The 24245-nt window shown below is 66.8% G+C and carries 22 protein-coding genes and 1 tRNA gene; 21 read left to right on the forward strand and 2 right to left on the reverse strand.

Annotated features, from left to right (window positions below; genetic code table 11):
• Positions 1–145: 145 nt before the first annotated feature.
• The 9 genes from tkt to FA702_RS01960 all read left to right on the forward strand — a co-directional run bounded on the left by tkt (position 146) and on the right by FA702_RS01960 (position 11430).
• Complete coding sequence (gene tkt / locus FA702_RS01920) at positions 146–2113, forward strand: transketolase (RefSeq protein ID WP_136954789.1); 1968 nt, start codon at positions 146–148, stop codon at positions 2111–2113.
• Between the two features lie 19 nt (positions 2114–2132).
• Complete coding sequence (gene gap / locus FA702_RS01925) at positions 2133–3140, forward strand: type I glyceraldehyde-3-phosphate dehydrogenase (RefSeq protein ID WP_136954790.1); 1008 nt, start codon at positions 2133–2135, stop codon at positions 3138–3140.
• Positions 3141–3258: 118 nt separating this feature from the next.
• Positions 3259–4449 (forward strand): phosphoglycerate kinase, encoded by a 1191-nt coding sequence (pgk, locus tag FA702_RS01930; protein ID WP_136954791.1) that lies wholly within the window; start codon positions 3259–3261, stop codon positions 4447–4449.
• Between the two features lie 117 nt (positions 4450–4566).
• Positions 4567–5463: a fructose bisphosphate aldolase gene (locus FA702_RS01935; protein ID WP_136954792.1), complete on the forward strand. Its 897-nt coding sequence runs from the start codon at positions 4567–4569 to the stop codon at positions 5461–5463.
• 118 nt (positions 5464–5581) lie between these two features.
• The gene (gene thiE / locus FA702_RS01940) at positions 5582–6226 is read left to right on the forward strand and encodes a thiamine phosphate synthase (protein ID WP_136954793.1); all 645 of its coding nucleotides are present in this window, start codon (positions 5582–5584) and stop codon (positions 6224–6226) included.
• A gap of 111 nt (positions 6227–6337) precedes the next feature.
• A complete protein-coding gene (locus FA702_RS01945; protein ID WP_255504674.1) occupies positions 6338–7345 on the forward strand; it encodes an efflux RND transporter periplasmic adaptor subunit in 1008 nt (335 codons plus the stop codon).
• Positions 7342–8592, forward strand: a complete 1251-nt coding sequence (locus tag FA702_RS01950; RefSeq protein WP_136954794.1) for an ABC transporter permease — start codon at positions 7342–7344, stop codon at positions 8590–8592. Before FA702_RS01945 ends, FA702_RS01950 begins: the two co-directional genes overlap by 4 nt.
• Entirely contained in the window at positions 8589–9323 is a 735-nt protein-coding gene (locus FA702_RS01955) for an ABC transporter ATP-binding protein (RefSeq protein WP_136954795.1), read from the forward strand. The genes FA702_RS01950 and FA702_RS01955 overlap by 4 nt, the downstream gene beginning before the upstream one ends.
• Positions 9324–9468: 145 nt before the next feature.
• On the forward strand, positions 9469–11430 hold the full coding sequence (locus FA702_RS01960) for an OPT family oligopeptide transporter (RefSeq protein WP_136954796.1): 1962 nt from the start codon (positions 9469–9471) through the stop codon (positions 11428–11430).
• A 6-nt stretch (positions 11431–11436) separates the two neighbouring features.
• On the opposite strand, the gene FA702_RS01965 is transcribed toward FA702_RS01960, so the two are convergent.
• A complete protein-coding gene (locus FA702_RS01965) occupies positions 11437–11865 on the reverse strand; it encodes a hypothetical protein (RefSeq protein WP_136954797.1) in 429 nt (142 codons plus the stop codon).
• 96 nt (positions 11866–11961) lie between these two features.
• Here FA702_RS01965 and efp point away from each other — a divergent pair, with 96 nt between their 5' ends.
• The 3 genes from efp (at position 11962) to FA702_RS01980 (ending at position 13542) form a co-directional block, all read left to right on the forward strand.
• Positions 11962–12525: an elongation factor P gene (gene efp, locus FA702_RS01970; RefSeq protein WP_124807343.1), complete on the forward strand. Its 564-nt coding sequence runs from the start codon at positions 11962–11964 to the stop codon at positions 12523–12525.
• Between the two features lie 6 nt (positions 12526–12531).
• Positions 12532–13356: an inositol monophosphatase family protein gene (locus FA702_RS01975; RefSeq protein ID WP_136954798.1), complete on the forward strand. Its 825-nt coding sequence runs from the start codon at positions 12532–12534 to the stop codon at positions 13354–13356.
• 100 nt (positions 13357–13456) lie between these two features.
• A tRNA-Leu gene (locus FA702_RS01980) sits at positions 13457–13542 on the forward strand.
• A gap of 51 nt (positions 13543–13593) precedes the next feature.
• Here FA702_RS01980 and FA702_RS01985 read toward each other — a convergent pair.
• Complete coding sequence (locus FA702_RS01985) at positions 13594–13818, reverse strand: hypothetical protein (RefSeq protein ID WP_136954799.1); 225 nt, start codon at positions 13816–13818, stop codon at positions 13594–13596.
• Between the two features lie 120 nt (positions 13819–13938).
• Here FA702_RS01985 and FA702_RS01990 point away from each other — a divergent pair, with 120 nt between their 5' ends.
• From FA702_RS01990 to FA702_RS02030, 9 genes are all read left to right on the forward strand, one after another.
• A complete protein-coding gene (locus FA702_RS01990) occupies positions 13939–15267 on the forward strand; it encodes an amidohydrolase (RefSeq protein ID WP_136954800.1) in 1329 nt (442 codons plus the stop codon).
• A gap of 65 nt (positions 15268–15332) precedes the next feature.
• Positions 15333–16700 (forward strand): DNA repair protein RadA, encoded by a 1368-nt coding sequence (radA, locus tag FA702_RS01995; protein ID WP_136954801.1) that lies wholly within the window; start codon positions 15333–15335, stop codon positions 16698–16700.
• 12 nt (positions 16701–16712) lie between these two features.
• Positions 16713–17333 carry a CvpA family protein gene (locus FA702_RS02000; RefSeq protein WP_136954802.1) on the forward strand — a complete coding sequence of 207 codons (621 nt, stop codon included), beginning with the start codon at positions 16713–16715 and terminating at the stop codon, positions 17331–17333.
• Positions 17334–17336: 3 nt separating this feature from the next.
• Positions 17337–17765 (forward strand): iron-sulfur cluster assembly scaffold protein, encoded by a 429-nt coding sequence (locus FA702_RS02005; RefSeq protein ID WP_255504675.1) that lies wholly within the window; start codon positions 17337–17339, stop codon positions 17763–17765.
• A 65-nt stretch (positions 17766–17830) separates the two neighbouring features.
• Entirely contained in the window at positions 17831–19447 is a 1617-nt protein-coding gene (locus tag FA702_RS02010) for an MFS transporter (RefSeq protein WP_136954803.1), read from the forward strand.
• The gene (locus tag FA702_RS02015) at positions 19437–20501 is read left to right on the forward strand and encodes an alanine racemase (protein WP_136954804.1); all 1065 of its coding nucleotides are present in this window, start codon (positions 19437–19439) and stop codon (positions 20499–20501) included. The genes FA702_RS02010 and FA702_RS02015 overlap by 11 nt, the downstream gene beginning before the upstream one ends.
• A gap of 83 nt (positions 20502–20584) precedes the next feature.
• On the forward strand, positions 20585–21139 hold the full coding sequence (gene phaR, locus FA702_RS02020) for a polyhydroxyalkanoate synthesis repressor PhaR (RefSeq protein ID WP_136954805.1): 555 nt from the start codon (positions 20585–20587) through the stop codon (positions 21137–21139).
• A 114-nt stretch (positions 21140–21253) separates the two neighbouring features.
• A complete protein-coding gene (gene proS, locus FA702_RS02025) occupies positions 21254–22801 on the forward strand; it encodes a proline--tRNA ligase (RefSeq protein ID WP_136954806.1) in 1548 nt (515 codons plus the stop codon).
• 89 nt (positions 22802–22890) lie between these two features.
• Positions 22891–24216: a M20/M25/M40 family metallo-hydrolase gene (locus FA702_RS02030; RefSeq protein WP_136954807.1), complete on the forward strand. Its 1326-nt coding sequence runs from the start codon at positions 22891–22893 to the stop codon at positions 24214–24216.
• Positions 24217–24245 lie beyond the last annotated feature (29 nt).

Here is a 24245-nt window from a genome sequence, read left to right on the forward strand (position 1 = left end):
AATATATCGCGGGAATTGTTCCCCAACTGTATCATCGTGCGACCGGTCGCGCTTGACCTGCAACGGTCCCGTGACCAAAGAGGCCCCGCTCCGAATCATCAGGAATTCGCGCGGTGGCGCGACAGGGAAGGGCTTTTTTCAAGCGATGACACGCGATCCCTCCGCGCTGGCTCCCATGGCCAACGCGATCCGTGCGCTTGCCATGGACGCGGTTCAGGCAGCCAACTCGGGTCACCCCGGCATGCCCATGGGCATGGCCGATGTCGCCACGGTGCTGTGGACGCAGTTCCTCAAGCACGATCCTTCCCAGCCGAAATGGTCCGATCGCGATCGCTTCGTGCTGTCGGCCGGCCACGGCTCGATGCTCATCTACGCGCTGCTGCACCTGACCGGGTACGAAGCGCCGACGATGGACGACATCCGCAACTTCCGCCAGATGACCAGCCCTTGCGCCGGGCACCCGGAAAACTTCCTGCTCGAAGGCGTGGAATGCACTACCGGCCCGCTGGGGCAGGGCCTGGCGATGGCCGTGGGCATGGCGATGGCGGAACGCCACCTCAATGCCACGTTCGGCGACGATCTGGTCGATCACCGCACCTGGGTGGTTGCGGGCGACGGCTGCCTGATGGAAGGCATCAACCACGAGGCGATCGGCCTTGCCGCCACGCTGAAGCTGGGCCGTCTCAACGTGCTGTGGGACGATAACAAGATCACCATCGACGGCGATACCTCACTGTCGACGAGCGAGGACATCCTTGCACGCTATGCCGCGACGGGATGGCACGTCGGCTCGTGCGATGGCCACGATTTCGCCGACATTGCCCGCGCGCTGGCCGAAGCGGCCGCCGATCCGCGTCCGTCGCTGGTCGCCTGCCGCACGATCATCGGCAAGGGCGCGCCCAACAAGCAGGGCAGCCACAGCGTGCATGGCGCGGCGCTGGGCGCCGACGAAATCGCCGCCGCGCGCGAATACCTCGGCTGGACGGCCGCTCCGTTCGAAATCCCGGCGGACATCCTCGCTAACTGGCGCGCTGCCGGTGCGGCGGGCAAGACTGCCCGCGCGGAATGGGAAGCGCGCGCCGCCGGCCATCCGCAGGCCGCCGAACTCGCCCGCCGCATGGCCGGCGAACTGCCCGCCGAGACCGGCTTCGACGCCTACATCCAGTCGCTGATCGCCAACCCGCCCAAGGTTGCGACCCGCAAGTCCAGCGAAATGGCGCTGGAAGCGCTGACCGCCGCGATCCCTGAAATGGTTGGCGGTTCGGCCGACCTCACCGGCTCGAACAACACCAAGACCAAGTCGACCCCGCCGTTCAACGCCGACAACTACGACGGCCGCTATGTCTATTACGGCATTCGCGAGTTCGGCATGGCCACCGCGATGAACGGCATGGCGCTGCACGGCGGCGTGATCCCCTATGGCGGCACGTTCCTGGTGTTCTCGGACTACTGCCGCAACGCGGTGCGCCTCTCGGCGCTCCAGCATCAGCGCGTGGTCTATGTGTTCACGCACGATTCGATCGGCCTTGGCGAGGACGGCCCGACCCACCAGCCGGTCGAGCACGTCATGTCGCTGCGCATGATCCCGAACCTGCTGGTGTTCCGCCCGGCCGACGCCATCGAGACGGCGGAAGCCTGGGCGATCGCGCTGGCCAGCAAGGATCGCCCCACCGTTCTCGCGCTGACACGCCAGAATCTGCCGCCGGTGCGGTTCGATGCCGAAATGAAGAGCGCGAAGGGGGCCTATCGCCTCGTCGCCGCCGAAGCCGCGCGCAAGGTCGTGCTGCTGGCCACCGGTTCGGAAGTCGCGCTTGCCAAGGACGTGGCCGCTGCGCTCGAAGCGCAGGGCATCGGCGCCGATGTCGTTTCGGTCCCGTGCTGGGAACTGTTCGACGAACAGGACGCGGCCTACCGCGCTGATCTGCTACCGGCCGATGCGCTCAAGGTCTCGATCGAGGCCGGCGTCACGCTGGGATGGCAGAAGTATGTCGGCGATGGCCTGACCATCGGCATGGACACGTTCGGCGCTTCCGCGCCGGCGGAAGTGCTGTTCGATCACTTCGGCTTTGCCGTGGACAAGATCGTTCCCAAGATTCTTTCTCGAATTTCGTAATTTATCAGGAGAAGTTGACATGGCGATCAAGGTTGCGATCAACGGTTTCGGACGTATCGGGCGCAATGTCGCGCGCGCCATCCTCGAACGGCCTGACTGCGGCCTCGAACTCGTGTCGATCAACGACCTGGCCGATGCCAAGGCCAACGCGCTGCTGTTCAAGCGCGACAGCGTCCACGGCGCGTTCGCGGGCGATGTCTCCGTCGACGGCAGCGATCTGATCGTCAACGGCAAGCGCATCCAGGTGACGGCCGAGAAAGACCCGGCCAACCTGCCGCACGCCGCCAACGGCATCGATATCGCGCTCGAATGCACCGGCTTCTTCACCGATCGCGCCGGCGGCCAGAAGCATCTCGACGCGGGCGCCAAGCGCGTGCTGATCTCGGCTCCGGCCAAGGGTGTAGACCTCACCGTCGTGTTTGGCGTGAACCACGACAAGCTGACCGCCGATCACAAGATCGTCTCGAACGCCTCGTGCACCACCAACTGCCTCGCGCCGATGGCCAAAGTGCTGCATGAATCGATCGGCATTGAGCGTGGCCTGATGACGACGATCCATTCGTATACCAACGACCAGAAGATCCTCGACCAGATCCACAAGGACCCGCGCCGCGCCCGCGCCGCCGCGATGAACATGATCCCCACCAGCACCGGCGCCGCCGTGGCCGTGGGCGAGGTTCTGCCCGATCTCAAGGGCAAGCTCGACGGTTCGTCGATCCGCGTGCCGACCCCGAACGTGTCGGTCGTGGACCTGACCTTCACGCCAAAGCGCGATACCACGGTCGAGGAAGTGAACGGCCTGCTCAAGGCCGCCGCCGAAGGCGCGCTGAAGGGCGTGCTGGGCTTCACCGACGAACCGCTTGTGTCGATCGACTTCAACCACGATCCGCACTCGTCGACGATCGACAGCCTCGAAACCGCGGTGCTCGAAGGGAAGCTGGTGCGCGTGCTTTCGTGGTACGACAACGAATGGGGCTTCTCGAACCGGATGCTCGATACCGCGGGCGTGATGGGCGGCCTGCTCTAACCGAGCACTGTTTCCACCCCCGTTCGTGTCGAACGAAGTCGAGAAGCAATGCGCTGTTCTCGACTCCGTTCGAACCGAACGAGGAGGGTGCTTGGGGCGACGACGCGAGGACTGAAGAATGACCGTGTTCAAGACGCTGGACGATATCGGTGACGTTTCCGGCAAGGCCGTGCTGGTCCGCGAGGACCTGAACGTGCCCATGGCCGACGGCGCGGTGACCGACGATACCCGTCTGCGGGCGGCGGTGCCGACGCTGACCGAACTGTCCGACAAGGGCGCCGTGGTGCTGGTTCTCGCCCACTTCGGCCGGCCCAAGGGCCAGCCTTCGGCAGAGTTCTCGCTGAAGCAGGTGGTCGCGCCGCTCGCGCACGTGCTGGGCCGCCCGGTCAAGTACGTGGACTGGGAAGGCGACAAGGCCGCCGTCGCGGCGCTGCAACCCGGTGACATTGCCGTGCTGGAGAACACCCGCTTCTTCGGTGGCGAGGAAAAGAACGATCCCGCCGTGGTCGAACGCTTCGCCAGCCTTGGCGATCTCTACGTCAACGATGCGTTTTCCGCCGCGCACCGCGCCCATGCCTCCACCGAAGGGTTGGCGCATGTTCTCCCGGCCTTTGCCGGCCGCGCGATGCAGGCCGAACTGGAGGCGCTGGAAAAGGCGTTGGGCAACCCGCAGTCCCCGGTTGCGGCCGTGGTCGGCGGGGCCAAGGTTTCGACCAAGCTCGATGTGCTCAAGCACCTGGTCGGCAAGGTCGATCACCTCATCATCGGCGGTGGCATGGCCAACACCTTCCTGGCCGCGCGCGGTGTGGATGTGGGCAAATCGCTGTGCGAACATGACCTGACCGGCACCGCCGAGGAAATCCTCGACAATGCCGACAAGGCCAATTGCACCGTCCACCTGCCCTATGACGTGGTGGTGTCGAAGGAATTCGCCGCCAATCCGCCCAGCCTGCGCACCTGCAACGTGCATGAGGTCGCGGCGGACGAGATGATCCTTGATGTCGGCCCGGCCGCGGTCGAGGCGCTGGCCGACGTGCTCAAGACCTGCCGCACACTGGTCTGGAACGGTCCGCTGGGCGCGTTCGAGACCGAACCGTTCGACGCAGCCACGGTTGCGCTGGCGAAGACCGCCGCCGCGCTGACCCGCGAAGGATCGCTGATCTCGGTAGCGGGCGGGGGCGATACCGTCGCCGCGCTGAACCACGCCGGCGTCGGTGGCGATTTCAGCTATGTGTCGACCGCTGGCGGCGCTTTCCTCGAATGGATGGAAGGCAAGGAACTGCCGGGCGTCGCCGCGCTGAGCCGGTAACCTTTTTCCAAGGCGTCCGTTGCAAGACGGGCGCCTTTTCAATCGCAGTTTGTGCATAGGTATGCGCTGTTGGAAATCCGGGGATTTCCGTGGAGCGCCACAGGACAGGATGGGATCATGAACGTCACTGAAATGACCGCCAAGATGGCTTCCGGCAAGGGCTTCATCGCCGCGCTCGACCAGAGCGGCGGCTCGACGCCCAAGGCGCTCAAGGGCTATGGCATCGAGGAAGGCGCGTGGAGCACGGACGAGGAAATGTTCGGCCTGATCCACCAGATGCGCACCCGGATCATCACCTCGGCCGCGTTCACGGGCGAAAAGGTGATCGGCGCGATCCTGTTCGAACGCACCATGGACGGCGAAGCCGGCGGCAAGCCCGTTCCCGCCGCGTTGATCGAACGCGGCGTGGTGCCCTTTATCAAGATCGACAAGGGGCTTGAGGACGAGAAGGACGGCGTCCAGCTGATGAAGCCGATGCCCGAACTTGACGCGCTGCTCGAACGCAGCAAGGCGCTCGGCGTCTATGGCACCAAGGAGCGTTCGGTGATCAACTCGGCCAACCCGGTCGGGATCGCCGCCGTGGTGAAGCAGCAGTTCGAAGTCGGCAAGCAGGTGCTCGCACATGGCATGATGCCGATCATCGAACCCGAAGTGAACATCAAGAGCGAGACGCGCGCCGAGTGCGACACGATCCTGCTCGCGGAAATCCTCAAGAACCTGGACGAACTGCCCGAAGGCACCCAGGTCATGCTCAAGCTGTCCCTGCCCATCGTGCCCGGCACGTTCGATCCGCTCGTCTCCCATCCCAAGGTGCTGCGCGTGGTCGCGCTGTCGGGCGGCTACAAGCGCCCCGAAGCCTGCGTCGAACTGGCGAAGAATGCCGGCATCATCGCCAGCTTCAGCCGTGCGTTGCTCGAAGACCTGCGTCACCAGATGACCGACGCGGAATTCGATGCCTCGCTGGCCGGCGCCATTGACGAAATCTTTACGGGTTCGACCGTCAAGTCCGCCTGACGATCTATCGATTGCAGAGGATGGGAAAGGCCGCCCCTCGCCCCGCAAAGCGGGGGAGGGGCGTCTTGCATTTGGGGGCCGGCTTGCGGGCTTCCGTCGCAACGGATAAGGCGCGCCGATGACGCACCCCGCCAGCGAACTGTACCTGATTTCCCCGCTCGATGTGTCGGGCGCGTTTCCCGACCGGCTTGTCCGCGCGCTCGACGCCGGGCCGGTCGCGGCGTTCCAGTTCCGTGTCAAGGACGTGGACGATCACGCCGCCGCTCGTCTTGCCGAACCTCTCCAGCGCATCTGCGCCGACCGCGACGTGGCGTTCATCGTCAACGATTCGGTCAGCCTGGCCAAGCGCCTCGGTGCCGATGGGGTCCATCTGGGCCAGAAGGACGGCGATCCGCAGGAAGCGCGCCAGCGCCTGGGGCGTGACGCGCAGATCGGCGTGACCTGCCATGCGAGCCGCCACCTCGCCATGGAAGCGGGCGAGGCCGGGGCGGACTACGTGGCGTTCGGCGCGTTCTTCCCCAGCACCACCAAGGAAACCGAGCACCGTCCGGAACCGGACCTGCTGACCTGGTGGTCCACGCTGTTCGAACTGCCCTGCGTCGCCATCGGCGGGATCACCGCGGCCAATTGCGCGCCGCTGGTCACGGCCGGCGCCGATTTCCTCGCGGTGAGTCACGCCGTGTGGGGCGGGGACGAGGCGCAGGGCGTGCGCGACCTGCTGGCGGCCATCGCAGCCGCGCCCCGGCGTGCAGAAGACGAATAAGCTGCGAACACCGCTCCGCGCTTGACCCAACGCAAGGCGCGGGCGCACGTAGCACCCCAATGACCGGAAATCCGAACAGGCGTGGGCCTTGGCGGACATGGGGTACGGTGCGTGGGGCGAAAGCGCTGGCGGGTCTGGATCGTAGTGTTGCTGCTGGCGGGCGCGCTGGCCGGCGTGCTGGCTTGGCGTACCCGGCCGCCCGAAGTGGAGGTAGCCAAGGCGCGGATCGGACCGGCCGCGGACCTCGTCTATGCTACCGGCTATGTCGAGGCGCAGCAGCCGGTATCGGTTGCCGCCCGCATCACCGCGCCGGTGGCGCAAGTGCTCGTGTCCGAAGGCGACCGGGTGCGGCGCGGCCAGCCGCTGGTTCTTCTGGTGGACGATGAACAGCGCGGCCTGCTCGATCAGGCGGCGGCGCAGCGGCGCGCGGCGGAGGAAACCGAACGTCGCACGGTGGCGCTCTATCGCCAGGGCTGGATGACCCGCGCCGCGCGCGATCAGGCCGTCGCCAGCGCCGATGCCGCGCGCGCGGGCGAGCGCACCGCCGCCGCCCGGCGCGACCAGCTTGTCGTGCGCGCCAATACCGATGGCGTGGTCACCAAGCGCGATGTCGAGCCGGGCGATCTCGCCACGCCGACGCGCGTGCTGATCCTGCTGGGTGATCCGGCGCGCATCCGCATTACCGCGACCGTGGACGAGCGCGACATCACGCGGGTCCGCGTCGGCCAGGAGGCGCTGATGTCGAGCGACGCCTGGCCCGGCCGCGTGATCCATGCGCGCGTTCATGAAGTTACCCCGAGCGGCGATCCCAACGCCCGCGCCTTCCGCGTGCGCCTGCTGCCCGAAAGCGCGGGCGACCTGCCGTTGGGCATCACGCTGGAGGTCAACGTCGTCACGCGCAGCACGCAACGCGCGGTGCTGGTGCCGGCTACCGCGCTTTCCGGCGATCGCCTGTGGGTGGTGACGGACAGACAGGTCCATGCTCGCACCATCCGGCGCGGGATCGAGGCTAACGACAAGGTCGAGATCGTGAGCGGGCTGCGCGCGGGCGAGACGGTGGTTGTCGCCCCGCCTGCCGACCTCACGGAAGGACGGAAGGTCAGGACCAAGACCCCGTGATCGGCCGCCTGTTCCTGTTGCTACACATCGCCTCGCGCCACTTGCTGATGCGGCAGCGGCAAACGCTGGTGGCGACCAGCGGCGTGGCGGTGGGCGTCGGCTTCTTCCTGGCGGTGTCGGCGCTGATGGTCGGCAGCCAGGCCGACTTCGTGCGGCAACTGATCGACGTGGCCCCGCACATCATCATTTCCGACGAATTGCGCAGCCCAGCGCCGCAACCGGGGCGGCGCGCCTTTCCCGACGGTGCCGTGGTGCTGCACGGCTACAAGGTCCGCAACGAGGTGCGCGGCATCAAGGACTGGCAGGCGGTGATGGCCAGCGCCGCCGCCATCCCCGGCGCGGTCGTCTCGCCCAGCCTTTCCGGCGCGGTCACGCTGCGGCTTGGCGGGCGCGAGGAGCCGCTGGGCGTGATCGGCATCGATCCCGCGCTGGAATCCCGCGTCAGCACCATTTCCGACAAGCTGCGCGCCGGGCATCTTGATGATCTGGAGCGCGTGCAGGGCGGGGTCATCATCGGCGAGGAACTGGCCAGCCGGCTCGGCCTGAACATGGGCGACATCGTCGGCGCGACCGCGGCATCGGGCACCACGCGCTCGCTGCGCATCGTCGGACTCGTCAAGAAGGGCAACTCGCAGCTCGGCTCGTCCAACGGCTACATGCTGCTGCGCGAGGCGCAATCGCTGCTCGGCCGCCCGTTCATCATCAACCGCATCGGCATCAAGCTGAGCGATCCCTACACCGCGCAGGATGTCGCCCGCACGCTTGAGCAACGCTATGGCTACAAGGCGGAAAGCTGGCAGGAACGCTCGTCCGATTTCCTCTCGCTGCTGGTGACGCGCAACATCATCATGTACACGGTGGTGTCCGCGATCCTGCTGGTGGCGAGCTTCGGCATCTACACCGCCGTTTCCAACAGCGTGGCCGACAAGCGGCGCGATATAGCGATCCTGCGCTCGATGGGCTTTTCGGAAGCGGACCTCCAGATCGTGTTCGTGATCGAGGGGCTGGCGCTGGCGGTGATCGGCGTGCTGCTGGGCTGGCTGCTCGGCTACGCGCTGATGAGTATTCTCGGTTCGCTGCGCTTTTCCATCGGGGGCGAGGAGCAGTCGATCCCGATCGATCGCAGTCCCCGGCAATACCTGATCGCGGCGGCGGCCTCGCTGCTGGCGGGCGGCGTGGCGGCGTGGCTGCCCGCGCGCAAATCGGCCAAGGTCGATCCCGTGGACATCCTGAGGGGGGCGATGTGAGCGCGCCCGCTCCTGAGAGGCCGGTCCTTGTCGCCGAGGGGTTGACCCGTCGGCTGCCGGTCGATCCCCCGGTGACGCTGGTGGCCGGCGCGGACCTTGCCATCCAGCCCGGCTGCTTCACCGCCATCGTCGGGCCTTCGGGCTGCGGCAAATCGTCGCTGCTGTACCTGCTGGGCCTGATCGACCGACCTACCGAGGGACGGCTGCTGTTCGAAGGGCGCGACATGACCCCGCTTTCGGGCGACGAACGCGCGCGCATCCGGCTCGAACACTTCGGCTTCGTGTTCCAGTTCCATTTCCTGCTGCCCGAATTCAACGCGCTGGAAAACGTGATCCTGCCGATCCGTCGCCTCGGGAAGCTGTCCCGCGCCGAGGCGGAAATGCGCGCGCGGACGCTGCTTGCTGACGTCGGCCTGGGCGAAAAGGTGCTGAAGTCTCCCGACAAGCTTTCCGGCGGCGAACGCCAGCGGGTGGCCATTGCGCGTGCCCTGGCCAACGATCCCGCGCTGATCCTGGGCGACGAGCCGACCGGGAATCTCGATTCCACCAATTCCGCGCGCGTGGTCGACCTGTTCCGCACGCTGGCGCACGAGCAGGGCCGCGCGGTCGTTTGCGTAACCCACGACACGGGCATCGCCGAACTGGCCGACGTGCGCGTGACGATGCTCGACGGGCGGGTGGAGGAAGTGCGTCGTCAACATGGGGGCCAGCATGAGGGCCAGCACGGCTAACGGCGCCCCGCTTTCCTAATCCACCGCGCCATGCCAGACAGGGCCTGTGAAGTCCGCGCGGGAATGGGGCGATCCTTTTCGCTGGACGGGGCAACTGCATTAACTTCGTCAGGAAAAGACGGAGTTTCCTGAACGGAGATCGAGCATGAGCGCAGACGAATCGGGCAAGGGACCGGTCCGGGAACTGACCTTGCGCGGCGTGGTGCTCGGCGCGGTGCTGACGGTCGTGTTCACGGCGGCCAACGTCTATCTGGGCCTGCGTATCGGGCTGACCTTCGCCACCTCGATCCCGGCGGCGGTGATCTCGATGGCGGTGCTGCGGCTGCTTTCAGGCGCGACGATCCAGGAAAACAACATCGTCCAGACGATCGCCAGTTCGGCAGGCACGCTTTCCGCCATTGTCTTCGTGCTGCCGGGCCTGGTCATGATCGGGTGGTGGACGGGCTTCCCCTATTGGGAATCCGTCGCGGTGATCGCGGTCGGCGGCATCCTGGGCGTGATGTATTCGGTGCCGCTGCGCCGCGCGCTGGTGACGGGATCGGACCTGCCTTATCCCGAAGGCGTGGCCGCGGCGGAAGTGCTCAAGGTCGGCGCGGGTGTTGGTGGCGCGGAAGAGAACCGCCGCGGACTGGCGGCGGTGATGCGCGGAGCGCTGCTGGCGGCGCTCTATCCACTGCTCGCCAAGCTCAAGCTGGTGGCGGAGGAAGCCTCGACCCTGATCCGCGTCGGCGCGGGCGGCACCGCGTTCGGCGGCGGTCTGTCGATGGCGCTGGTCGGTGTCGGCCATCTCGTCGGGCTGGCGGTGGGCATCGCCATGCTGGTGGGCATCGTCATCAGCTTCGGCGTGCTGCTGCCGGTGTTCACCGCAGGCGGCCCGCCCGCGGGAACCGAACTCGCCGATTTCATCTCCACCGTGTTCCGCCAGCGCATCCGCTTCGTCGGCGCGGGAACCATCGGCGTTGCCGCGATCTGGACGTTGCTGCGCGTGATCGGCCCGATCGTGCGCGGCGTGGCCGGAGCTATCGCCGCCAGCCGGGTGCGCCAGGAGGCCGGCTACGCCTCGCTGGACATCACAGAGCGCGACCTGCCGATCGGCATTGTCGGCGGCACAATCCTCCTGTCGATGGTGCCGATCGCGCTGCTGCTGGCGGATTTTGCCGCCGGTGGCCCGGTTGCCGCATCGCTGGGGATCGGGCTGACGGCCGCCGTGCTCTATGTGCTGGTGGCGGGCATCTTCATCGCTTCGGTCTGCGGTTACATGGCCGGGCTGATCGGCGCGTCGAACAGCCCGATCTCGGGCGTGGGCATCCTGGCCGCGCTGGGCATCTCGTTGATTCTGCTGGCGCTCTACGGTCGGGGCGGGGATGCGGAAGCGACCAAGGCGCTGGTCGCCTTCGCGCTGTTCGTCACCGCGATCGTGTTCGGCGTGGCCACGATTTCCAACGACAACCTGCAGGATCTCAAGACCGGCCAGCTTGTCGGGGCGACGCCATGGCGTCAGCAAGTCGCGCTCGTGCTGGGCGTGCTGTTCGGCGCGCTGGTGATCCCGCCCATCCTTGATCTGCTCAACGGCACCTTCGGGTTCCTTGGCGCGCCGGGGGCGGGCGAAAACGCGCTGGCGGCGCCGCAGGCCGCGCTGATCTCCACCATCGCGCAAGGCGTGCTGGGCGGCAGCCTCGATTGGAACCTCGTGGGTCTGGGGGCGGCGATCGGCGTGGTGGCGCTGGCGGTCGATGGCGCGCTGCGCCGCTCGGGCCGTGGCGCCTTACCGCCGCTCGCGGTCGGCATGGGCATGTACCTGCCCACGCAGACCACCGGGATGGTCGTGATCGGCGCGATCCTGGGCCATCTCTACAACCGCTGGGCCGCGCGGCAGGCCGATCCGGAACTGGCCGAACGCATGGGCGTGCTGACCGCCACCGGCCTGATCGTTGGCGATGGCCTGTTCAACATTGCCTATGCCGCGATCGTGGCTGCCACCAACGACCCCGATTCGCTGGCGATCGTTCACGCAAACCCCGTGGCCATGCCGCTGGGCATTGCGGTGTTTGGCGGGCTGGTGGGCTATGCCTACTGGCGGATGCGGCGCGATGGCGCCGCCCGCTGATCCGGGTCAGATGTCAGAGTTGCCGCTGTCGGACCCGGACGAATCATCGCCCGCGTCGACGCCTGTCGGCGTGCCGGCGTGGATGCAGCGTGGCCCGATGAACTCGCCTGCCGCATCGATCTGCCGGGCCATCGCGCGGTTGTTCAACTGATAGCGCAGGCCTTTCAGCGGGCCGCTCGTCATCGTCAGGATACGGCCGAACAGCGCGTAGGTGCCGCGCTTTCCGTCGGCCATCTGGTAGCTCGAATCCGGAATTGCGCGGAAGCTGTCGTCGGGCAGCGCGGTCGGCTGCATTTCCGCATCGCCCGGCAGTTCGCAGATCCAGCGTCCGCGCAGCAAGGTGTGGATCGGGCCGCCCGGAACGGCCTCAACCGGAGCCGTGACGACAAGCGCGCCGATCACGGCGAGCGAGGCAGGGAAAAGACGACGGATCATGACAGATCACGCGCTAGCACGCGGCTGCCGCTTGAAGCAATCGGCCACAGCGGCTAAGGCGCGCGCTTCCCTACTCACGGTAAGGCTCTTTCCATCATGAAGATCAGCGGCGTGGACATCCGTCCGGGCAATATCCTGGAATACGAAAAGGGCATCTGGAAAGTTGCCAAGACCCAGCACACCCAGCCCGGCAAGGGCGGTGCCTTCATGCAGGTCGAGATGAAGAACCTCATCGACGGCCGCAAGACCAATGTCCGCTTCCGCAGCGCCGACACGGTCGAGCGCGTCCGCCTCGATACCAAGGACTTCCAGTTCCTCTATGCCGAAGGCGATGACCTGGTGTTCATGGACGTGGAAACCTACGACCAGATCACCCTGCCCAGCGATCTTCTCGGCGATGCCGCCGCGTTCCTGCAGGACGGCATGACCGTGCTGCTCGAAATGTACGACGAACGCCCGATCTCGGTGCAGCTGCCCGAACAGGTCGAAGCCACCATCGTCGAAGCCGACGCCGTGGTGAAGGGCCAGACCGCCTCTTCGAGCTACAAGCCCGCGATCCTCGACAACGGGGTGCGCGTGATGGTGCCGCCGCACATCGAAAGCGGCACGCGCATCGTCGTGGACGTGTACGAACGCTCCTACGTCGGCAAGGCGGGCTGATCCACGATGGCCGCAATTTCCGGACTGATCCGCGTGATGGAACGTGCCGCCCGCAAGGCCGGCACGCGCCTGCGCCGTGACTTTGGCGAAGTCGAACATCTCCAGGTCAGCCGGAAGGGGCCGGCCGACTTCGTGTCCAAGGCGGATCAGGCCGCCGAACGGACGATCTGGGACGAGCTCCGCCAGGCGCGGCCGGACTGGGGCTTCCTGATGGAGGAAGGCGGCGAGATCGCGGGCGAGCCCGGCAAGCCGCGCTTCATCGTCGACCCGCTCGACGGCACCAGCAACTTCCTCCACGGCATCCCGCATTTCGCGATCTCGATCGCGGTGCAGGAACCCACGCTGGACGGCCGGGGCTGGGGCGAAGTGACCGCCGGCATCGTCTATCAGCCCGTGACCGACGAGAGCTTCTGGGCCGAGAAGACCCGTGGCGCATGGTTGCAGGATCGCCGCCTGCGCGTTTCGGCGCGCCGCCATCTGGATGAGGCGCTGATCGCCACCGGCATTCCCTTCTCGGGCCGGGGCGACATGGGCGAATGGACCCGCATCTATCACGAGCTTGGCCCGCGCGTGGCCGGCATCCGTCGCTTCGGCGCGGCTTCGCTCGACCTCGCGTGGGTGGCAGCGGGCCGTTACGACGGGTTCTGGGAAAGCAGCCTGCAACCGTGGGACAGCGCCGCCGGATGCTTGCTGGTGCGCGAAGCCGGCGGGTTCGTTTCGGACTACAAGGGCCGTTCGCTGCCGATCTGCGACGAAACCGTCCTCGCCGGCAACGATGCGCTCCACTCCAAGCTGCACAAGCTGGTCGCGGGCGCGCTCAAGGCGCGCTGAGCGGCGCGTCTAAAATTTGCACATTGGCTCTGGCTTGCCGGGGAACAGCGCCCTATAGGGCGCCTTCGTTCTCCGGCACCGCCGGGGTTTCGTCGAACGCGCGGGCGTGGCGGAATGGTAGACGCAGCGGATTCAAAATCCGCCGTTGGTGACAACATGCCGGTTCGAGTCCGGCCGCCCGTACCACACTCCTGAATGCGAGGGAGCCTCAGCGCTCCCCCCTCAGCACTCTCCCACTCAACACTCCTCGCCGACAAGGCGCCGGCCGTTGCGCTTGACCGGCGGCGCGGAGCGCGCGGGCCGCTCGCCCAGGATGCGCAGCAGCGACAGCGCGATCCGCACTTCCACGAAATCGTCGCCGCGCCCTTCGGACACCATCGCGGCCTCGGCCTCGAAGCCGCCGTCGCGCAAGTGCCGGGCGGCCGCCTGCCGCGCGGTGTCGATCGTTGCTGCGTCCGTCATGATCCGTCCTGTCTTGTCTCGCCTCCGATGTGGGGCCGGCGCCCGCGATTGCCACAAAGCATTTCTTCGGGGCCGGGAAAGGACGTTTGCACCGGACCCGCCCGGCGATAGAGTGGCACGATGACGTTCCGCTCCCTGCTGGCGCTCGGCGCCGCCGCCCTTTGCATCCCCGCCACCGCTCAAGCCGCCGCACCCGATCTGCGCGCGGAAATCGCCGCCGACCTGCCGGGGCTGCTGCAGACCTACCGCAACCTGCACGCGCACCCCGAACTCAGCTTCCAGGAAGTGAAGTCCGCCGCACAAATGGCCGCCGCCGCGCGCAAGGCGGGATTCGAGGTGACGGAGAAAGTGGGCCGGACCGGCGTCGTGGCGGTGCTGCGCAACGGTGCTGGGCCGACGGTGCTGATCCGCGCCGACATGGATGGTTTGCCGGTGGTCGAACAGACCGGGCTGCCCTTCGCCTCGAAGGATCGCGGCACGTCCACCGCTGGCGTCGAAAGCGGGATCATGCACGCCTGCGGGCACGACACGCACATGACCGCGTGGATGGAAGTCGCCAAGCTGATGGCCGCGCACCGGGATGCATGGTCGGGCACGCTGGTGATGATCGGCCAGCCGGCGGAGGAAGTGGGCCTCGGCGCGCGCGCGATGCTGGCGGACGGGCTGTTCACCCGCTTTCCCAAGCCCGATTTCGCGCTGGCGTTCCACGACACCGGCGATCTCCCCTCGGGCGTGATCGGTGTGACGCCGGGCTACGCGCTCGCTAACGTCGATAGCGTGGACATCACCGTGAAGGGCCTTGGCGGGCACGGGGCCTATCCGCAGACGACGAAAGACCCGATCGTGCTGGCCAGCGCCATCGTCATGCGCCTGCAAACGCTGATCAGCCGCGAGAACAGCCCGTTCGAGCCGGGTGTCGTCACCGTCGGCAGTTTCCATGCGGGTGCCAAGCACAACATCATCCCCGACGAGGCCAGGCTGCAACTCACCGTGCGCAGCTACAGCGACGACCAGCGCAAGCTGTTGCTCGACGGCATTCGTCGTATCGCGGCGGGCGAGGCGATGGCGTCAGGCGTGCCGCAGGACCGGATGCCGGTGGTCTCGGTGCTCGATCCCTATACCCGCGCCACGTTCAATCCGCCCGCGTTCAGCCAGCGCGTGCTGGCCGACATGAAGCGGCAGTTTGGCGATACGGGCGCGGTGCAGACGCCGCCGGTGATGGCGGGCGAGGATTTCGGCGAGTTCTGGCGCGCCGATCCTGACCGCATGGGCGCGACGATTTTCTGGGTCGGCGGCCGCCCGGCCAGCGAACTGGACGCGGCAAAGCGCGAGGGACGGGCGCTGCCATCGCTCCACAGCCCGTTCTGGGCGCCGGAGGCGGACAAGGTCATCGCCGCTGGCGCGGAAGCGCTGGTCAGCGAGGCGATGCGGCTGATGCCCAAGGGATGACGGTGAGGAGCGTTACGGCGATCACGCGGCTTGCGTTCCTGATACGTTCCCGTTAAGCGCCGGCCATGGCCAAACCCAAGCGCCGCTATGTCTGCCAGTCCTGCGGCAGCGTTTCTCCCCGCTGGCAGGGGCAGTGCGCCGATTGCGGCGAATGGAACACGCTGGTGGAGGAAGCGCCGGAGACGGTGTTTTCGGCCCGGCATGATCTGTCGAGCGGCGGGCGGCTCGTTTCGTTCGTCTCGCTCGATCAGCCGGTCAAGTTGCCGGAACGGCGCAAGACCGGGCTTGCCGAATTCGACCGCGCGCTGGGCGGCGGGCTGGTGCCGGGCTCGGCGATACTGATGGGCGGCGATCCAGGAATCGGCAAGTCCACGCTGCTGTTGCAAGCGGCGGCCTCCATCGCGCTGTCAGGTGCGGAAGCAGTCTATATCAGCGGCGAGGAAGCGTCCGACCAGGTGCGCCTGCGTGCCGACCGGCTCGGCCTGGGCAACGCGCCAATCCGGCTCGCGTCCAACACCTCGGTGCGCGACATCCTGACGACGCTGGGCGGGATGACGCCGCCCGCGTTGCTGGTGATCGATTCGATCCAGACGATGCATTCGGACCAGATCGAAGGCGCGCCGGGCACGGTCAGCCAGGTGCGCGGCTGCGCGTTCGAACTGATTCGCTATGCCAAGGAAAACGGCGTCGCGCTGGTGCTGGTGGGCCATGTCACCAAGGACGGCTCGATCGCCGGCCCGCGCGTGCTGGAACACATGGTCGACGTGGTGATGAGCTTCGAGGGCGAACGCAGCCACCAGTACCGCATCTTGCGCGCGCTGAAGAACCGCTTCGGCGCGGTGGACGAGATCGGCGTTTTCGCGATGGCGGGGGCAGGGCTGGAGGAGATCGGCAACCCCTCCATGCTGTTCCTTTCGGGCCGCGACGAACCGGTGCCGGGCAGTTCGGTGTTCCCCGCGCTGGAAGGGACGCGGCCGGTGCTGGTAGAGATCCAGGCGCTCACCGTGCGCCTCGCCAGCGGGGCCACGCCGCGCCGCGCGGTGGTTGGCTGGGACAGCGGACGGTTGGCCATGTTGCTGGCCGTGCTGGAAGCGCGCTGCGGGCTGAACTTCTCCGCCGCCGAAGTCTATCTCAACGTGGCGGGCGGCTATCGCCTGACCGATCCCGCCGCCGATCTCGCGGTGGCGGCCGCGCTGGTTTCGGCGCTGGCCGACCGGCCGCTGCCGGCGCAGGCGGCGTGGTTCGGCGAAATATCGCTGGCGGGCGAGGTCCGGCCCGTGGCGCACAGTTCCATCCGGCTCAAAGAAGCCGCGAAACTGGGCTTTTCCCGCGCCTATGGCCCCGATGGGAGCACCGAGAAGGTTGCCGGCCTCAGCTATGCGCCATTGCGATTGCTGCCAAATCTCGTTGACCGGATTGTGGGCGGGGCCTAATTTCGGCGGGCAATGACCGGCTTCGACTATGTTGTATTCCTGATCGTCGCGGTCGGCGCGATCGGTGGATTCTTTCGCGGTTTCGTGGAGGAAATCCTCGCCGTGGCGGCATGGTGTATTTCGCTGTTCGCGGTGCACTACCTTCACGAACCGCTGACGCAACTGCTGACCCCTTATCTGGAAAACGAGACTGGCGGCGGCGTGCTGGCCTTCGTGCTGCTGCTGATCGTGCCCTATGGGATCACCCGCTTCATCGCGCGAAGAGTGGGAAGCGCCAGCCGGAACTCCGTGCTGGGGCCGATCGACCGGCTGCTCGGCTTCGGCTTCGGCGCGGTGAAGGGTTTTATCATCGTTGTCCTGGGCTTTTCGATTCTGGTCTTCGGCTATGACGTGGTGTGGGGCGTCAGCGGCCGGCCGATGTGGATTTCGCAGGCGCGCACCTATCCGTTCCTCAATGCGGCCAGCGAGGAACTCATGACGATGATCGCCGATCGTCGCGCCGCGGCCGAAGCGGACGCCAAGGCCGAGGAAGCCGCGAAGGCGAAGAAGGACAAGGCGGCCGCGCACAAGAAAGCGGCCAAGAAGCCGGCTTCACGCCATCGCGCCGACACGTCCGCCGACAAGGAAGACTGAACCATGGCGAGTTCCGCGCGTGCGCTCTACACGCCGGCCATGCTGGCGGCGGCGGCGGGGCTGGCCAACTGGCCGTGGGACGAAGCCTTGCCCTTGCGCGGCGAGGCCCGCTCGCGCAGTTGCGGCAGCACGATCGGGCTGGCGCTGCGGACCGATGCCGATGGCAGGATCAGCGCGCTGGGCCTGCGTCCGCACGCCTGCGCGGTAGGGCAGGCGGCGGCATCCGTTTTCGCCGAAGCCGCGATCGGGCGCGATGCCGCTGCCATCTCCGCCGCGCGCGATGCGCTGGCGGCGTGGCTGGCCGGAGATGGCGCGATGCCGGACTGGCCGGGCATCGACCTGATCGCCGTCGCCCGCGACTATCCGGCGCGCCATGGCGCGATCATGCTGGCCTGGGAGGCCGCGCTTTCCGCGCTTGAGCAGGGGGGCTGAACGGCTCTTTCCCCAAGGTCTCGCGTTCGCTAGAGCGGGGCTACAAACGGGGAAGAGGACGGACCATGGCAGCAGCGGGCGCTGAACCAAGCGCGGCGGATATTCGGCTGGTTATCGCCGCATCATCGGCCGGCACCGTGTTCGAATGGTACGATTTCTTCATCTACGGCACGCTGGGCGCCATCCTGTCCAAGGCGTTCTTTCCCACCGGCAACGCCACGCTGGAAATGCTGCTGTTCTGGCTGGTCTTCGCGGTCGGGTTCGGTTTCCGTCCGCTGGGAGCGATCCTGTTCGGCTTTCTGGGCGACCGGCTCGGCCGCAAATACACGTTTCTCGTCACGGTTACGCTGATGGGCATCGCCACGGCGGGGGTTGGCCTGATCCCTTCCGCCGCGACGATCGGCATGGCCGCGCCGGTGCTCGTGATCCTGCTGCGCATCCTGCAGGGGCTAGCGCTGGGCGGCGAGTATGGCGGCGCGGCGGTCTATGTCGCCGAGCATTCCGAACCCGGCCGCCGCGGCTACTTCACCAGCTATATCCAGGCGAGCGTGGTCGGCGGGTTCGTGCTCAGCCTGATCGTGGTGCTGACCTGCAAGAGCCTGATGAGCGAGGCGGTGTGGAAGGACTGGGGCTGGCGCGTGCCGTTCCTGGTCAGCCTGGCGCTGCTGGCCATATCGCTGTGGATGCGCATGAAGCTCTCGGAAAGCCCGGTGTTCCAGGCGATGAAGGAACAAGGCGAGATCGCCGGCAACCCCTTCGTCGAAAGCCTGACCTATCCCGGCAACCGGAAGCGCCTGTTCATCGCGCTGTTCGGCATCGCCGCGGGGCTGACGGTGATCTGGTACACCGCGATGTTCACCGGTCTTTCGTTCCTGAAATCGGCGATGCGGGTGGAAGACACCATGGCCGAAATCGTGGTCGGCGTGGGCGCGGCGGTGGGCATGCTGTTCTACCTGCTGGCGGGGCACACCTCCGACAAGGTGGGCCGCAAGAAGCCGATCGTGATCGGCTATCTGGCCACGCTGTTGCTGCTGTTTCCGGCATTCTGGCTGATGGGCGCTTCCGCCAATCCCGCGCTGGCCGAACAGGCGCGCCGCGCGCCGGTTACGGTCGCTGGCCCGGATTGCAGCTTCAGCGCGTTTTCGACCGAGCAGTCGACGCAGTGCGGAAAGCTGCTGGCCGATCTGGCGGGATCGGGCGTGCCCTATAGCCTGAAGACCGCCCCGGCGCTGTCGTTGAGCGCGGGCAACCGCGTCCTGTCGCTCGACGCTTATCCCTGGAGTCACAAGGCGGGGCGCGCCAAGGCCTTGCAGGCGATGCTGGCCGATGCCGGATATGATTTCACCAAGGTCCGCCCTGGCCCGGTACAGATTGCGGGAATCATCGCCTCGTTACTGCTGCTGATGGCCCTGTCCGGCTTTACCTACGGCCCCGTCGCCGCGCTGCTGACCGAGATGTTTCCGCCCCGCATCCGCTACAGCTCGATGTCGATCCCCTATCACATCGGAACCGGGTATTTCGGCGGTTTCCTGCCATTCATATCGAGCCTGATCGTGGCCAAGACCGGCGATCCCTATTCGGGTCTGTGGTACACGTGGGTCGTGGTAGCGGTGGCTTTCCTCGTGGCGATGTGGGGGCTAAAGGGCGGACCTCCACAAGCCTATGGTGACGATGCCGTCTGATCCCACCCGTTTCGCCCTTCCTCCCGCCGCGCTTCGCCTGAGGCTGGACCGGGAGGCGCTCGCCCACAACTGGCGGATGCTGGACGGATGGTCGGGCACGGCGACTGCCGGCGCGGCGGTGAAGGCCGATGCCTATGGCATGGGGGCAACCGTAGTGGTGCCGGAACTGACGCGCGCGGGGTGTCGCAACTGGTTCGTGGCGCACTGGGGCGAGGCGGCGGTGCTGTTGCCGCATGTGCCGGCAGAGCAGATCGCCGTGCTGCATGGTCCGCTGAACGATGCCGACGTGGCATTCGCGCTTGAAAGCGGCGTTCGGCCGGTCCTCAATTCGCTGGAGCAGGCGCGGCGCTGGTACGCCGCTGGCGGCGGCGTGTGCCATGTCATGGTCGATACCGGCATCAACCGCCTGGGTCTGGCGATGGGCGACCTGGGCGATCCCGTGCTGCAGGCGCTGACCATCGATTGCTGCATCAGCCATCTGGCCTCGGCCGACGAGGACGTGCCGCAGAACGCACAGCAGCTGGACCGCTTCGGGCAGGTGCGCCAGCAGGTGCCGGCGCAGCGCTATAGTCTGGCCAACAGCGCGGGCATCATGCTGGGCGATGCCTACCATGCCGACCTGACACGGCCGGGACTGGCGCTCTACGGCGGGATCGCGCGCGCGGAAATGGCCGGCGCGATCCGCCAGGTCGCCTATCCCGAGGCGGCCGTGCTGCAGGTCCGCCGGATCGAAGCGGGTGAGGGCGTGGGATACAACGCCACCTTCATCGCCCCGCGCCCGATGCGCGCGGGCGTGATCGCGCTGGGCTATGCCGACGGCTATATGCGTTGCTGGTCGGGCAAAGGCGGTCTTTCGTGGCGGGGCGCCCGCATTCCGGTGCTGGGACGTATCTCGATGGACCTCACCATCGTGGCGCTGGACGACGTGCCCGGTTGCGGCGAGGGCGACTGGCTGACGGTCGATTATGATCCCGTTTCGGCCGCCGCGATCAGCGGATTGTCTCAATATGAACTCTTTACCCTGCTGGGACGTCGCTTTTTCCGCCAATCCTGAGACAAGTGGGCTTGTGCCCCTGTGTTGCGCCGCACATACTGCATCTGCTAATGACGCCGATAAACCATGAAGGGCGCACCACGATGGCCAACCAGTCCAAAGACGGCGATACCGTAATCATCAAGAAGTACGCCAACCGGCGGCTCTACAATACGCGGACGTCGAGCTACATCACGCTGGACCATCTCGCCCAGATGGTGAAGGAAAACATCGACTTCCAGGTGATCGACGCCAAGTCCGGCGCGGACCTGACACATTCGATCCTGGCGCAGATCATCATGGAAGAGGAAGCGGCGGGCGAGCAGATGCTGCCCACCAACTTCCTGCGGCAGCTGATCTCCATGTACGGCAATTCGATGCAGGCGCTGCTGCCCGGCTATCTCGAAGCCTCGATGGACTATTTCCGCGAAAACCAGAACAAGCTGCGCAAGGCGATCGAGGACAGCATCGGCGCCAACCCGCTGGCGCAACTGGCCCAGCGCAACATGGAAATCTTCAAGGCAGCCGCCGCCGCGTTTGTGCCGGGCGCCCCCGCGCGCGAAGCGGAAAAGCCTGCCGCCAGCGAAGGCGACGAACTAGCCGAACTGCGCAAGCAGATGGCCGAAATGCAGAAGAAGCTGGACCAGATCACGAAATAGTACCGGTTGCGCCGCGGGGGCGGGCGTCGGTGATCTTGTTCACCGGCGATGAACCTTACGGAACCGCCGCAAACCGTCTTGCCCCTTTGCCGATTGCCGCTTAACCCGCGCGGCATGAACCAGTCCAAGATCAAGCACGCGCTAAACGTCACGCGCGACGAAGACTTCGCCCAGTGGTACCAGGCGGTGATCGCCGAAGCCGAGCTTGCCGAGGAATCGGGGGTGCGCGGCTGCATGGTGATCAAGCCGTGGGGCTATGGCATCTGGGAACGCATCCAGAAGATCATGGATGAACGCATCAAGGAAGCGGGCGTCGAGAACTGCTACTTCCCGCTGTTCATTCCGCTGTCCTACTTCGCCAAGGAAGCCGATCACGTCGAAGGCTTCGCCAAGGAGATGGCGGTCGTCACGCACCACCGCCTGATCGCCGACGCCAAGGGCGGGCTGGTGCCCGACCCCGAGGCGAAGCTGGAAGAGCCGCTGGTCGTGCGCCCCACCTCGGAAACGGTGATCGGCGCGGCCATGGCGCGCTGGATCCAGTCCTGGCGTGACCTGCCATTGCTCACGAACCAGTGGGCCAACGTCGTGCGCTGGGAAATGCGCACGCGCATGTTCCTGCGCACCAGCGAGTTCCTGTGGCAGGAAGGCCATACCGCGCACGCCGATGAAGCCGACGCTATGCAGGAAACGCTGCGCGCGCTGGAAATGTACCGCTCCTTCGCCGAGGACGTGCTGGCGATGCCGGTCATCGCCGGGGCCAAGCCAGAGAACGAACGCTTCCCCGGCGCGGTCGCGACCTATTCGATCGAGGCGATGATGCAGGACGGCAAGGCGCTGCAGGCCGGCACCTCGCACTATCTCGGCACCGGCTTCGCCGAGGCGGCGGGCATCCGCTACCAGGACAAGGAAGGCCAGCAGACGCTGTGCCACACCACCAGCTGGGGCGTTTCCACCCGCATGATCGGCGGTGTCATCATGACTCACGGTGACGATGACGGCTTGCGCGTGCCGCCGCAGGTGGCGCCGCAGCAGATCGTGATCCTGCCGATGCTGCGCGACAACGACGGCGACGAGGCGCTGCTCGCCTATTGCGAAAGCCTGCGCGCCGCGCTGGCGAAGCAATCGGCATTCGGCGAGCGTGTGCGCGTACTGCTCGACAAGCGCCCCGGCAAGGCGACTGCCAAGCGCTGGGCCTGGGTCAAGAAGGGCGTGCCGCTGGTGCTCGAAATCGGCGGCCGCGATGCCGAAGGCGGCCAGGTCAGCGCGCTGCGCCGCGACCGGCTGTGGCGCGAGGATGGCAAGCCCAACTTCGTGGCGCAGGCCAAGGACGATTTCGTCGCGGCGGCGATGGCTGAGCTGGAAGAAATCCAGCAGGCGCTCTTTACCGAAGCACAGGCCAAGCGCGATGCGCAGGTGGTGCGCGATGTGACCGACCTGGACGGCCTTGCCGCCTATTTCGCCGAAGACCGCAAGTTCCCCGGCTGGGTGGAAATGGGCTGGTCCCGCCCCACCGGCGCGGCTCTCGACAAAGTCGTCGAAACGCTCAAGGGTCTGAAACTGACCATCCGCAATACTCCGATGGACGCCGCGCCGCCGGAAGGGCCGTGCCCGTTCACCGGCGAACCGGCGGTCGAACGCATCCTGATCGCACGGGCTTATTGATAGGAAAGGGCGGGGCAACCTTCGGGTTCTCCGTCCTTTTTTCCGCGTATGCTTGCGAGGAGCGCGGCCGAAGGGTTACCTTGCGGGGCATGAAGCGCCTTCCCGTAATCGTCCTTCTCGCCCTGTCCTGCTCCGCGCCCGCGTTCGCGGCGCCCGAAGACGCCATCTCGCAGGGCCGCCTCGAAGCGGACGTGGCGAAGCTGGTGGCCTTCGGCACGCGCCATACCCTGTCCTCGCAGACCGATCCGAAACGCGGAATCGGCGCGGCGCGGGCTTGGGCCGAAGCGGAGTTTCGCAAGACCTCCAAAGCCTGCGGCAATTGCCTCGAGATCGTGCTGCCCGAACGCATGGTGCAGGGCGAGCGCGTGCCCACCCCGACGCGCCTGGTCGACGTGGTCGCGATCCAGCGCGGAACCGAACGCCCCAACGAGGTGGTGATCGTGCAGGGGCACATCGACAGCCGCGCGTCGGACGTCCTCAACGCCACGATCGACGCACCCGGCGCCAATGACGACGGTTCGGGCACCGCGCTGGTGCTGGAAGCGGCGCGCGTCCTTTCGCGGCAAAAATTCCCCTCGACGATCGTCTATGCCGCGCTTTCCGGCGAGGAACAGGGGCTGCTGGGCGGTAAGTTGCTGGCCGATTACGCGGCGGAGCATGGCTGGACGATCAAGGCCGTGTTCAACAACGACATCGTCGGCGGTTCGCGCGGGTCCGACGGGTGGAAGGACGATACGCACGTCCGCATCCTCTCCGAAGGGCCGCGCGCCGATGGCACCGATGCGCTCCGCGCGGCGCAGAGGCGCTTCGGTGGCGAGAACGACAGCCCTTCGCGCAACCTTTCGCGCTGGCTTGCCGGGCTGGCCACGGGCGACGCGGCGGGGCTGGAAGTGCGGCAGATCTGGCGCGCCGACCGCATGGGGCGGGGCGGGGACCAGCTGCCGTTCTCCGACAAGGGCTATCCCGCCGTGCGCTTCACGGTGGCGGTGGAGGACTATGAGCATCAGCATCAGGATCTGCGCACCGAGGGCGGGGTGAAGTTCGGCGATACGATCGACGAGATGGACTTCCCCTATCTGGCCAAGGTCGTCCGCCTCAACGTGCGCGGGTTGGCGGCGCTGGCCGCCGCTCCGATGCCACCGGTGGCGACGGTCAAGGCGGCCGTATCCACCTGGACCGACATCGCGTGGAAGCCGGTGGACGGCGCGGCGAGCTACACGGTCTGGCGGCGGCGCACGGATGCGCCGGCGTGGCAGGAGAAAGTCCGCGAAGGCGTGACCGGCACCAGCGTCCGTTTCGATGGCGTGCGCGGTGACGACTGGTTCTTCGGGGTCAGCGCGAAAGCGGCGGACGGCAGCGAAAGCCCGATCGCCTCGGCGCTGCCCGGGGGTGGGTTCGAGCCGTCGGCGCCCTGAGCCCCTAACCGGCATCATCGCGATTGCGC

This window comes from Novosphingobium sp. EMRT-2, assembly GCF_005145025.1.
Lineage (GTDB): Bacteria > Pseudomonadota > Alphaproteobacteria > Sphingomonadales > Sphingomonadaceae > Novosphingobium.